We start from the raw sequence: 12,830 nt of genomic DNA, 5'->3' as shown, positions 1-12,830 counted from the left end.
TTTTCTTACGATTAGTCAACCTGTATTTTTAGGTTTTTACTGGAGTGAATATCAGAATAAACATATACTTATTATCATGCATAACAAAGACCCCTAATATATACTCGTTTTTTGCTAGGGGTGAGATATGATATGATGAATGAAACTATGATATTAGGCCGTTAACCGATAATCATAGTGTATATCATGTGTAATAAGGTGAAAGAGAAGTTTCAAGAACTTATTTACACATGCAATGGACGCAACTTTATGACATTTGTTATAGGGTTGCGTTTTTAATTTATCGTAATACTCAACAATGTGATTTTGTCCGTAACGTCGTTGTTTAATCATGTTCTGGATGATGAGAAAAAGGAGCTTCCGCAAATGTTTATTTCCACGTTTGTTAATTTTATCTTTATAAAAGGTTTTACCTGATTGAAAACGGCGTATATCAATACCTGCAAATGCATTGAGCTGCTTGTTATTGTTAAAACGAGTAATATCTCCTATTTCAGCCATCAAGCGTACTGCAGTATTCGGGCCAATCCCAGGAAGACTGAGAATGATACCGTATTCTGCACGTTGCTCGGCTATATATACCATCTTGTTAATACAGCATTCTTTTTGGTGAAGAAGCTCTTGATAGCGCTTTGCATATAATTTGAGTTGATCACAAAGAACATCGTTCTCAGAAACAGCCGGATAGGAAGTTTTCGCTATTTCAATTATCTGAATCGCTTTTTTCTCGGCTGTAATATTTGATATTTTTTTATTGGTGTTGGCACGAATACGATTTTTTATGATTGTTTTTGAAAGACCTAAAACACAATCTGGGTGGGGGAATAGTTGAACAAAATTTAAAAACAAATCAGATTTACTGGTAAACATTCTTTCCAATTCAGGAAAAGTTAATTGAATTACTTTGTGCATACGACCACGAATTATCGATAATTCACTGTCCAATTCGCTATACCATCTAGAAAGAGATTTTAGCTGATGGAATGAGTTGATAGTTCCATTAGATACCCTTCGGGTAACTGTGAAGTGAGTGAGAGCTAATCGATGTGCGTCGCTTCGGTCGGTCTTATGAATCCGTAAGGAATCACATTGTAGTTTGGCTTCTAATGGGTTTAATAAACAATACGTATACTGGTTATCTTGCATAAATCGTTCTAGCTGCCTGGAATAGATACCTGTTGATTCGAACACAATTTCAGGTAATTCACCAGTATTATCTGCAAGTTCATGAATTTTTTCTTGTAGCTTTTCGAATTCGGGTTTAGAATGCTTGATTTCACTTTCAAATACACATTGTTTTTGTGCATTATAAATTACCATGTAACTTTTACCCATACTGACGTCAAACGCAATTACGTGTTCCATAAAGTTCCTCCTTAGGTGAAATTGAAGTCTTCAACTTACACTTATCGATTCCCATTTCTTATACACGATCTCGAGGACCAACATACTAAAAACTGATTCAAATAAGGTAAGTGAAGAAGGTCAGTTTATTTTACGGATTCAAGATCCCAAAGCACCCACGACCCTTTCTTCACTTCTACTATATAAAAAATAGTAGTGCGAACCAATGCCTTGGTCTGCACTACTAATCTTAGTATGTTTATTTTTCTTTTGATTTAATTAACGAAAAAAGTATCTTGTACTCCTTTTGTAACTTTTTCTAAATAGAAATTTTCTATAAAATAAGGGGCTTGCCTTCCGAACAAATCGTTATTTGTAACACTGTTATCAAAGCAAAGTTCTCGTGACATCGCTTTGATATTCAAAAACATTAATAACCTATTGTATGGAATTTTTCGAAAATTTAGGTTTAACATCTTTAAAATAGGTGTATTACATATTACATAACAACTAAATAAAAAAATAAAAAATCTAAAGGAGGAAATATACAATGCATAAGAATGAAAGAAAACCGGTGGTTCATGAATATGAAAATGAACATGAAGTAGTTATGAAAGTAAAAGAGCTAGAATTGCAAGGGATTCACCAAGATGACATTTACGTCTTAGCACATGAAAAACATCTAACAAAAAAGATTGCGGATGATACAAACATAAATACGATTGGAGTAAAAGAACAAGGATTAGGAACAAGTATTATCAACTTTTTCTCCAAAAAAGGGGACGAGCTCCGAAATCAAATGGAGGAAATGGGGTTGTCGAAGGCGGAAGCTAATTTATATGAAGAAAAACTAGATCAAGGGAGAATTTTACTTCTAGTAACAGCTGAAACACCAACGGCGACTGATAGGCAGCTGCAAAACTATCATTCTCTCTAATAGATTGCAATATCTGATAAATAGGTAAGGTAATTATTTTAGGTTGTAGCATGGAAGAAAATAAAAATAGAAAAGGATGAGAAAAATGAAACATACAATATTTAAATATACTGTGATTGGAATTACGACCGGAGTCATAGTCTCCCTATTAAAAAAAGAAAATCGGAAAGCTATACAAACAAAAGGAAAAAGCGTAAAAGAAAAACTACAAGAAGGAAACATAAAGGAAACATTGGAGAAGGTAACTGAGACAAGTAAACAATTTTCTGTAACTGCAGCTAATGTTGCAAAACAAACATTACCACAACTGCTTACAGCCACACCAGTTGTCATTTCTACCATTAAAGACTTAACAGAAAACGAAAATAATAAAAAGAAAACAGGTGAAAAGGATTACGAAATAAATGAAAATAGTAAGAACTTAGACGGGGAAAAAACGAAAAATGAAAAGAAATATGTGAAAGAAGGGAAAGAAGAGAGTGCCTAGATTTAACTCTAAAAATAGAAAGTGAGGAAAAAAGTATGAAATCTCTGTATGCAATTGATGTAGGAATTGGTTTTACTAAGCGGGCATATCGACAGGATGTAGATTCTGAGGTGACGATTAAGAGTGAAGCTTCCACACTAGCCCCTGTACCTAATCATGTTGAAAGTGAAGATTTAACAAAGGTAAGTTTTATAGACTTAGACTTTGCATACTACATGGGAAATGAAGCACATCAATCTGACGCTTCATTTCTTCCTCCATTTGACGAAGAAATAGAAAATTATTATGAAAGCGAACAGTTTAAACAACAAATATTTGGTTGCATTGCAAAGGATTATAAAGAAAATGTCGTGTTACCTTTAGTTGTTACCGGGCTTCCCGTTACTTGTTTTGGTAGTCAGCATGAGCAATTACAACGTGCACTAAAAAAAGAAACTTCTGTGCAAATTGATGGGAAATTTATTAATATTACGGTGGAAAATACTTTGATTCTTCAGCAACCGGTCGCTTTACATGCCTATTTCTTAAAAGAGGGAATCATTCAGGAACAAGATCGTATCTTAATTATTGATGGTGGATTTCGTACATTAGAAATGACAGATATGAAACAGAATGTCATTTTAAATCATTATGAGACGGAACTAGGATGTAGCAAGCCTTTGAAAAATATTAAAAATATCCTGCAGAATCATGCAGGGGAAAGTGATCACTTGCATATTAACGACATACCAAAAGTATTAGAAAAAGGATATGGAGGTCAAGAAGAAAATCATCAGACGAGTCAGGTTAATACTTTGATTCAAAAAGAGTTGGATACACATTTCCAAGACGTTATGCGTGTATTACAAGAACAATTTAAGTTAGACCAGTATGACACTATTATTTGGACAGGAGGAATAGTAGATATCCACAAAAAACGAATTGAAAAAATGCAAGGTGAAATTTCTTCTTTCCGTATGGTAGACGCTTCGAAAGAGGCTGCACTTCATGGATACTATATGATTGGAAGTCAAGTATTTGACGACATCACCAATCAATCTGCATATGAATCCAAATTATAATAACGACCGAAATGAAGTTCGTTGAATTGACTTGCCAAAGTATGTGGCTTCTTTTCCACATATAAATAAGAAAAGATGACAAGTGCTTGTATAGAGGAAATGTTTAAAATTTAGAATCCAAATAACTAATATATAGGGGGTCTTCCTTGTAATAGAAGAAGACCTCCTATGCCATTTAGTTTGTAATTTAGAGGATCTAAAAATTTTTCCTCCAAGACATGAATACCTACATATAAATTTCATATTACGGATATTATTCGATCAAACATTAAACTATTCAGAAAGGAAGAATAAGATGGAATGCATAAAAATGCCGAAATGGAATTGGTATCATGTGAAAACTAGTGAACTTGAAAAACTTTCTTCTATAATCCCTCCTGATGTAACATCTTATTTCTCTCAATTTGTAAAAAAAATAAGTTCTCCTTGTGAAAATGGATTATATGTTTATACGTTTTCACCAAGTCAAACTTGTGTATATGGTTCGTTTTTATATGATCAAGATAAAAAGGACGCCAAAATCCAAAAGTTTCTTCATTATTTCGTAGCGCATGGAATACTGATAACGGTCCAGGAAAAAGAGGAAGAGGATTTACAAAAATTACTACATAATTTCCCTATAGGTATAAAAAATTGTAATAGTTCCGCTGAAGGATTATGTGCCATCTTATCAATGTTTATATCTCACTATTTACGAAAGGTTGACTATTTTGAAAACAATTTCAGAAATGTATTATGGGATTTTTATCATCATAATAACATAGCAGTTTTAGAAAGAATTTATCATATTCGTCATGAATTATTTATGAACACACATGTGTTTCGCTTAATACAAGAAGTGTTACAAGGCTTGGAGGAAGCTTGGCTAGAAAACCTAACAAACACCCTTTGTTATAAACAAACACACGTAAAATTAGAGCGTGGATTACAACTCGTTAAAGAGTACCAAGAAGAATTAGACACGATAATTCATTTACAAGAAGTTGTTTCTTCTCATCGTGGGAATGAAATTATGAAAGCTCTTACTGTATTAACTGCTGTAAGTACGCCTTTGACAGCCTTAGGAGCATTATGGGGTATGAATTTTAAATACATGCCTGAACTAGAATGGAAATATAGCTATTTAATCGCTCTCTTATTTATTATTTTCACAACAGCGGGTATGTATATGTATATGCGATTCAAAGGATGGACAGGTGACTTATTACGAGTAAAGAAAAAGAAATCTTTTTTTAAATCTAATTAATCCTGTTTATAAAAAATATGATAGATATATGGTTTGTAATATTTGTTAATTGAGATAGCACCATATCCCCATCAAGTTAAAGTTTTGATGTCCTCGCAATGATAAAAATGGTGAATATTTATATGAAAGATTAGAGCCCTCCTTCTTGTAGGAGGGCTCTAATCTTTGTTAAAAAAACTATATCATATACTTGGGGGGGCAGACTCATCATCTGAAATTTGTCCGAATTCAATTTAGAATATGGCAAAAGAGAACTTGTGATTAAAAACAAGCTCTCTTTAAAAGAAATAACGTAATTGAGATACTTATATATTAACAATTGTTTTCTTCTAATTCCATATGTCATATGTTGAGAAATAAATTATAAATGGATTGATAAAGCTAAAATGAATGATTGACATAATATTTTGACGATAATATAATGAATCTCGAATTCAAGATAACTTGTAAAGGATTGGTAATTATGAGCGTGATTAACGATGAGAGCTTATCTTTAAAGTTATTTGTTATATTATCTAGGGCAATACAGTCAATTACTAAGCGTATTGAAGAGGATATAAAAAGTTATGGACTTAATCCAACAGAATTTGCAGTGCTTGAGCTACTGTATAGTAAAGGCGATCAGCCTATACAAAAAATTGGAGACAAAATATTACTTGCAAGTAGTAGTATCACGTATGTAGTGGATAAGTTGGAAAAGAAGAGGTTCTTAATACGAAAACCATGTCCTAAAGACCGCCGTGTCACGTATGCGTCAATTACTTCAGAAGGTATTGAACTAATGGATATTATTTTTCCTCAGCATAAAGAGGCGATTCAGCAAATATTTGGTGGTTTGGACTATATTGAGAAAAAAATAATAATCGAAAAGTTGAAAAAAATAGGGTATTATGCACTAGAACTATAAATCTTTAGAAATATATCTCGAATTAGTAATGTCCTAATTAAATATAATTTAAATAAATAGGAGGAAAAATTAATAAATGGTAGTAAATTTATTATAATACAAAATGAATAAAGCGTGTAATTTCAATCGGTATAATATGAAATAAAGTTGTTATGTTAACGTATACATATCGTCCTTTAAATTATAAATCTTTCATAAAGCGGAGAGTGGGTATCAAGAATGGAATTACGTCATTTAGAGTATTTTATTCAAGTTTGTAATAATAATAGTTTCACTAAAGCTGCGGAAGTTCTAGGTATTTCACAGCCGACTTTAAGTCAACAAATACGAGTTTTAGAAGGTGAACTTGATACACCCTTGTTTCATCGAGTTGGAAGAGGTATCAAAATGACAGAAGCGGGTAAGCTGCTATTTGATAAAGGAAAATTTATCATGCAACAATTTGATGACGTTTATAATGAAATTTTTGAATTAAAGGGTGTAAAAAGAGGTGTGATTACTATAGGAGGTCTATTAGAGGATCTCACTTATTTAACACCTTATATTATGAAGTTTCAACAACATTATCCCAACATTGTAGTAAAGATTATAGAATCCGAAGTTGCTGTAAATCAAATCGTTGACAAAAATATTGATTTCGGGATTACACGTAGTGCTCAAATTCCAGACACATTAACAAACACCCTTTTGTATAGTGAAGAGCTCGTCCTTGTCATTCCAAAAAATCATCCTTTGAATGATAAATCATTTGTTTCTTTTCGAGAATTAGTGGGGCTCAGTAGAGTAATGGTTTCATGTAGTTGTCGTGAATCTATTAAGATATATTGTGAGAGTTTAGGGTTATCTTTATCTGAAGCAAATATAGAAACAAAATCTTCTATTTCTCTATTGAGCCTTGTATACAATGGACATGGGGTTGCCATAATACCTCTTTCACTGGTTAACTTTGTTAATAATGATACTTTGAGCATAGTTCGTATTACTGATCCAACACCAAGTCAAGATATTAATCTTATACACTTTGATGATAAATTTTTAAGTTTTGCAGCACGCATCTTTATGCAGAAGTTAAATGGTTCTCAAAAAGTATCAGTGTAATAGAAATAATAATGATTCTAGTGTAACAATTGAAAAAATTAAAATCTATATTAAAGTCAAAGGACAGTGGGGTTATATGTGTGGTGTAGTCGATCAAAAAGGGGGATACCATTGACTTTTAATTAAGGAAAAAAGACAGAGTTTGCAAGGAGAGAAGGCTATCAAAAACAAGTTAAGTTAATCAATCAATTCTTTGGTCTTATCGCATAGTAACAGATTCCATGTAGGGATATACACTGCTATTTTGAATCTACATATCCTTATTGTAGAAAGAAAACCACCGGCATTATACCGGTGGTTTTGATTTAGAAAGCAAAGCAAGTACAACCAATCCCCCATTTAGTTCCATCTTTTCCTATTACGGTATGAGTGTGTTGATGGAGAGGGTTACTACAACTATGTAACTTGTTATCATGGGAATCGTGAGAAAGTATAGTGTTGGCTAGGTTAGCACCACCATAACCATAAACGCCCGTCGGTGACCAATCAGGTGATGCTGGCGGCAATTCAGGTGATAAGTTTTTAAATTCATCATTTCCATAAACAACCTGCCCGCCCATAATGGTGAGTAATGATTCAAGGTCTTTGATTTCTTCTTCTGGCACAGTAAAGTAGTCAGCAGATAATACAGCAATATCAGCAAACTGACCTACTGTCAGGGTTCCCTTTTTACCTTCATCACCAGAGAACCACGCACTTCCTTTTGAATATAATTCCAGGGCTACTTTTCTATCAAGTTTATTTTTTTCATCGTATATGGAAAGCCCACCAATGGTTTTTCCGGCAACCATCCAGTAAAGGGCGACCCAAGGGTTATAGCTGGAAACCCTGGTTGCATCACTACCGGCACCAACAGGTATACCAAGGTCTAACATACGATAAATCGGAGGAGTATGCTTTGCAGCTTCCTTTCCGTATAAGTCAACAAAGTATTCACCTTGAAAAGCCATGCGGTCTTGGATGGCAATACCGCCATTTAAAGCCTTAACACGTTCCATACTACGATCTGAGATTGTTTCTGCATGATCAAACCACCAGCGTAGCCCATTAAAAGGAATTTCTCTGTTAACTTCCTCAAATACATTTAAGAAACGTGTGATTGACTCGTCATAAGTTGCATGTAAACGGAATGGCCAACGGTTTTCCACCAAGAGAGAAATTACTTTCTTTAAGTCGGCTTCCATTACTGTAGCTAGTTCGGGCCGTGGCATTTGAAATTTTTCAAAATCGGCTGCCGAGAATACTAACATTTCTCCGGCACCATTCATTTTATACTTATCATTTCCTTGACCAGGAGAAACAATTTTTGCCCATGAAGCAAAGTCTTCATATTCATGATTAGGATTTTGCGTAAATAGATTATAAGCAATACGCAAAGTTAATTGTTCCTTCTCGGCTAAATGTTCAACAACTTTGTAGTCATCAGGGTAATTTTGGAAACCACCACCTGCGTCGATGGCGCTTGTAATACCTAATCTATTTAATTCACGCATAAAATGGCGAGTTGAGTTAATCTGGTCGTCAAGATTAAGTACTGGAGCTTTACCCAAACTTGAATAAAGAATAGAAGCGTTAGGGTTAGCAATTAAAAGGCCCGTTGGATTACCTCTTTTATCCCGCTGAATTAAACAGCCTGGAGGGTCTGGGGTATCTTTCGTGTATCCCAATGCACGTAGCCCTGCACGATTTACAAGTGCTCTATCGTAAAGATGTAGCACAAAGACAGGCGTGTCTTCAGAAACAGCATTAATCTCTTCTAATGTTGGCATCCGTCTCTCTTTAAATTGAAATTCAGACCAACCTCCAACTACTCTTACCCACTGAGGAGCAGGTGTACGCCTTGCCTGTTCTTTGAGCATTTCTAGAGCAATAAAAAGTGATGGCACGCCTTCCCAACGTAATTCCATATTATAATGCAGACCACCACGAATAACGTGTATATGAGAGTCATTCAGGCCTGGAATAGCTCTCTTTCTTTTTAGGTCTATTTTTTTTGTTTTTTCCGTGGCACTATTAAGAATCTCATCTCCACCTACTGCAGTGACTAAACCATCAGTTATGGCGATAGCAGATACCTCAGGCTGAGAAGGGTCAAGGGTAGTAATTTTTCCGTTATATAAGATCATATTCGGTAAATTCATGTTCACACCTCGTCTACTTTCTATTATTTTGTAACCATGGATGAAATAATTTACCGAAAATCGGCATGACTACCCATGATAGCAAGGACACTATACATACAGAAACAAAAAAAGCTGACATAATAGGATTCATATGTTTTATAATAGGTCCTATCACTTTAGGAACTAACATGCTAAGAGGCCATACACCCAGAAGGGTAACGATAGACATTTTCCATTTTGGAGGTGGAACTGGCGTTTTCGGAGTAACAAACCAATAAGCCAAACTGCTTTCAGTTTTATAAGTTGGATTAGTGGCTTGAAATTGCTCGGCCGTTTTTAACAAATCCCGGCGAACATCTGATTCTTGCCAAGCACGTAGATGCTCATACGTATCAAAGCGAAAAATAACAGTATACTCTCTGGATTCGTTACTTGGGACTATTAGATTTACACCTAAATGTCCTGGGAATTTAGTAGCCGCAGCCTCAATTTCATGTCTCCATGTTTCAAACTGTTTTTCTCTACCTTCTTGAATTTCCCATGTAACAATCGTTGTTACTGGATTGCCAGCATCCATCGTGTTCCCTGTATAAGTCTCTTCGACAGCTACTCCTTCTTGTTTCATATTTTCCTGCTTGGAAGCGCGCCATGCACCATAGTATATGCGTATTCTACACCTTGACCATAAGCACCAGTGTGTTCCTTTACAATCTCCATTACAGCATCATAAGTGTCCTTGTGTGCCCAGTCACGTTGGTATTCAAGTAAAACTTGAATTGCTGTCACTGGAATTGCACCAGCTTGTTCTACACGACGCATAGCAGCGTTATGTGCTGTCAAACTAGTACCACCTGAAGCATCATCAACTGCATATACCTCATAGCCAGCTTTAATTGCTTCAAGCACAGGGAATGCAAGGCAAACTTCAGTCCAAAGTGCTGCAAATATTAATTTCTTTCTACCGGTTGCTTTAACTGCCTCAACAAATTTCGGATCTTCCCAAGAGTTCATTGAACTACGTTCTATAATTTCATGGTTTGGGAATATATCAAGAATTTGTGGCCAAAAATAACCAGAAAAGCTGCGTGTTTCAACTGTAGTAAGAATAGTAGGTACGTTAAAAGTTTTTGCTGATTTAGCAAGCAGCATAACGTTATTAATCAATGTTTGTCTATCAATACTTGCAACTCCAAAAGTCATTTGAGGTTGAAAATCAATTAAAATTAAGGCACTGTTCTCCGGATTTAACAATTCTAAATTACTCATAATAAAACGCTCCTTTTTCAATTGTTTATTGAAAGTAATGTATCTTCTGTCAATTAAAGCTCTGCTATACTTTTTAATTTAAATTTAGTGCTGATTTAATCAGCACTAAATTTATACTATCTACTTTAAAAAAGGTGATTTAAAGCTATTTCCTTGAGATACATCTATGCATTTTGTTTACTAAGATCTCGCTGCGCGCCCATATAGCTTCCAATTATATTTTGATAGCCTGGAAGATTGCTAGCAAGCAAATTGCCAAAACCTTCGACATCGTTGCGCCAATCGCGTTGTAATTCGCAAGCTACGCTAAACCAGTTCATAAGTTGCACACCACTATGTGCCATACGAGTATTTGCAGCATCTGCAACTTGTTTACTGAAAGTTCCTGAAGCATCAGTAACAGCAAATACTTCATATCCAGCTTTTAAAGCGGAAAGTGCAGGGAAAGCAACACAAACGTCCGTAACTACGCCCGCGATGATAAGTTGCTTTTTTCCAGTTCCTTCGATTGCTTTTACAAAATCATCATTATCCCATGCGTTAATTTGTCCAGGTCGAGCTATTTTTGGTGCATGAGGAAAGAGATCAACCAATTCTTGCATTAAAGGTCCATTAGGCCCGTTTTCGAAACTTGTTGTTAAAATAACTGGTAAATCAAAAAACTTAGCAGTATGAGCAAGAGCTAAAACATTGTTCTTGAATTCATCAACACCATAGTCACGTACTAGTCCGGACATAAGACCAGTTTGATGATCTACTAAAAGCACAACAGCATCATCTTTGTTAATACGAGAATAGAGATCAGTCATTATGTATTCCTCCTAAAAATTAAGTAATCGAAGAAAGTTTAAATAGTCGAATACTATCATAAGTTTCTTCGTTTATAACTAAGCTGACCAATAATATTGGTTATAGCAGCATTCACAGAACATGAAGTGCTATACAAATTTATAGTATTTGAAAACTGATTCGTTAATCAATTCTAAATTATCTATAATTCATATAGGTCGTAACTATAGTTGTTTTCACTATAAAATAGATTGGTTTTACCTATACATCCTATAGATAGAACAATATTGATAGTCACCTATTTTTGTTATTACAATTGAATAGGAGTAATGTTCAGTAATTATTTTATGATGAAAAAGGTATTAGAGGGGGGATTGTTCCAAAAGGAGAAAATGAATGCATTGGAACAATAGAGTTTCATACTTAGAGTTCACAACATAAACGTGCATGAATAGGTTATGAGATTCATCCGGATTATTGAAGAAAAGGATACATATTAGAATATTTTTTGGAGGTAGAAGCATGGCTAAAATTACTGTAGGAACCGAAAATCAAGAACCAATTGAGATATATTATGAGGATTATGGCACAGGAAAACCAGTTGTACTAATTCATGGTTGGCCGTTAAGTGGTCGATCTTGGGAATACCAAGTTCCCGCTCTTGTTGAGGCTGGATACAGAGTTATAACATATGATCGTCGAGGATTTGGACAATCATCTCAGCCGTGGGAAGGGTATGAATATGATACCTTTACTTCTGATTTACATCAACTATTAGAACATTTAGAGCTTCAAAATGTCACACTTGTTGGTTTTTCTATGGGTGGAGGCGAAGTAGCCCGGTATATTAGTACGTATGGAACAGATCGTATTGAAAAGGCTGTTTTTGCTGGAGCAGTACCTCCATATTTATACAAATCAGAGGATCATCCTGAAGGGGCATTAGATGATGCAACAATTGAAGCATTCAAAAGTGGTGTGATAAATGACCGCCTTGCATTTCTTGATGAATTTACTAAGGGATTTTTCGCGGCTGGTAATCGAACAGATTTAGTTAGTGAGCCATTCCGTTTATATAATTGGGATATTGCAGCCAGTGCATCACCTAAAGGAACACTTGATTGTATTACCGCCTTTAGTAAGACAGATTTTAGAAAAGACTTGGAGAAGTTTAATATACCTACTCTTATTATTCACGGTGATTCTGATGCAACTGTACCATATGAATATAGTGGGAAATTAACACATGAAGCAATTCCTAATTCTAAAGTAGCCTTAATAAAGGGTGGTCCACATGGGCTAAATGCAACGCATGCTAAAGAATTTAATGAAGCACTCCTATTATTTTTAAATGACTGATTACAACTATATAATTGTTAATTGATAAATTATAAACAAGTAAAAAATAAAGCTTTATAAAAGATGCTCTTGGATAAATCCAGGAGCATCTTTTTAAATGGTGATATTGAGATGTTAGGTTGATAAATCCCTATTAATTTTGGATTGAATACTCTTCTTAACAGCTAAAATATATTGATTAGAGTTTTTTAGATTTCTTAGAAGTATTGTTAT

At 34.6% G+C, this 12,830-nt stretch carries 13 protein-coding genes; 7 read left to right on the top strand and 6 right to left on the bottom strand.

Annotated features, from left to right (window positions below; translation table 11 throughout):
* Positions 1-153 precede the first annotated feature (153 nt).
* Complete coding sequence (locus ACTJJY_RS08585; RefSeq protein WP_440605350.1) at positions 154-1,365, bottom strand: IS110 family transposase; 1,212 nt, start codon at positions 1,363-1,365, stop codon at positions 154-156.
* A gap of 254 nt (positions 1,366-1,619) precedes the next feature.
* A complete protein-coding gene (locus ACTJJY_RS08580; protein ID WP_095690601.1) occupies positions 1,620-1,775 on the bottom strand; it encodes an acyl dehydratase in 156 nt (51 codons plus the stop codon).
* Positions 1,776-1,894: 119 nt separating this feature from the next.
* Between ACTJJY_RS08580 and ACTJJY_RS08575 the strand changes: the two genes are divergently transcribed.
* From ACTJJY_RS08575 to ACTJJY_RS08550, 6 genes are all read left to right on the top strand, one after another.
* Positions 1,895-2,281 carry a general stress protein gene (locus ACTJJY_RS08575; RefSeq protein ID WP_095690602.1) on the top strand — a complete coding sequence of 129 codons (387 nt, stop codon included), beginning with the start codon at positions 1,895-1,897 and terminating at the stop codon, positions 2,279-2,281.
* Positions 2,282-2,366: 85 nt separating this feature from the next.
* On the top strand, positions 2,367-2,768 hold the full coding sequence (locus ACTJJY_RS08570; RefSeq protein ID WP_000683238.1) for a hypothetical protein: 402 nt from the start codon (positions 2,367-2,369) through the stop codon (positions 2,766-2,768).
* A gap of 35 nt (positions 2,769-2,803) precedes the next feature.
* Positions 2,804-3,829 (top strand): ParM/StbA family protein, encoded by a 1,026-nt coding sequence (locus tag ACTJJY_RS08565; protein ID WP_095690603.1) that lies wholly within the window; start codon positions 2,804-2,806, stop codon positions 3,827-3,829.
* A 295-nt stretch (positions 3,830-4,124) separates the two neighbouring features.
* The gene (locus ACTJJY_RS08560) at positions 4,125-5,075 is read left to right on the top strand and encodes a magnesium transporter CorA family protein (RefSeq protein ID WP_095690604.1); all 951 of its coding nucleotides are present in this window, start codon (positions 4,125-4,127) and stop codon (positions 5,073-5,075) included.
* A 463-nt stretch (positions 5,076-5,538) separates the two neighbouring features.
* The gene (locus ACTJJY_RS08555) at positions 5,539-5,982 is read left to right on the top strand and encodes a MarR family winged helix-turn-helix transcriptional regulator (protein WP_095690605.1); all 444 of its coding nucleotides are present in this window, start codon (positions 5,539-5,541) and stop codon (positions 5,980-5,982) included.
* Between the two features lie 219 nt (positions 5,983-6,201).
* Positions 6,202-7,080 (top strand): LysR family transcriptional regulator, encoded by an 879-nt coding sequence (locus ACTJJY_RS08550; protein ID WP_095690606.1) that lies wholly within the window; start codon positions 6,202-6,204, stop codon positions 7,078-7,080.
* Between the two features lie 305 nt (positions 7,081-7,385).
* Here the strand turns inward: ACTJJY_RS08550 and ACTJJY_RS08545 are convergent, their stop codons facing one another.
* The 4 genes from ACTJJY_RS08545 to ycaC form a co-directional block, all read right to left on the bottom strand.
* A complete protein-coding gene (locus tag ACTJJY_RS08545) occupies positions 7,386-9,221 on the bottom strand; it encodes an amidohydrolase (RefSeq protein WP_141558568.1) in 1,836 nt (611 codons plus the stop codon).
* Between the two features lie 13 nt (positions 9,222-9,234).
* On the bottom strand, positions 9,235-9,828 hold the full coding sequence (locus ACTJJY_RS08540; protein ID WP_000806856.1) for an antibiotic biosynthesis monooxygenase: 594 nt from the start codon (positions 9,826-9,828) through the stop codon (positions 9,235-9,237).
* Positions 9,825-10,469 carry a hydrolase gene (locus ACTJJY_RS08535; RefSeq protein WP_000067162.1) on the bottom strand — a complete coding sequence of 215 codons (645 nt, stop codon included), beginning with the start codon at positions 10,467-10,469 and terminating at the stop codon, positions 9,825-9,827. The genes ACTJJY_RS08540 and ACTJJY_RS08535 overlap by 4 nt, the downstream gene beginning before the upstream one ends.
* Positions 10,470-10,633: 164 nt before the next feature.
* Complete coding sequence (gene ycaC, locus ACTJJY_RS08530) at positions 10,634-11,278, bottom strand: isochorismate family cysteine hydrolase YcaC (RefSeq protein WP_095690608.1); 645 nt, start codon at positions 11,276-11,278, stop codon at positions 10,634-10,636.
* A gap of 502 nt (positions 11,279-11,780) precedes the next feature.
* Between ycaC and ACTJJY_RS08525 the strand changes: the two genes are divergently transcribed.
* Positions 11,781-12,617, top strand: a complete 837-nt coding sequence (locus tag ACTJJY_RS08525) for a bromoperoxidase (protein WP_095690609.1) — start codon at positions 11,781-11,783, stop codon at positions 12,615-12,617.
* Positions 12,618-12,830 lie beyond the last annotated feature (213 nt).

The sequence above is a fragment of the Bacillus sp. 22475 genome (genome assembly GCF_052044835.1).
GTDB lineage: Bacteria > Bacillota > Bacilli > Bacillales > Bacillaceae_G > Bacillus_A > Bacillus_A cereus.
The sequence above is the reverse complement of the archived record's forward strand: the minus strand, read 5'-3'. Positions and strand labels throughout refer to the sequence as shown.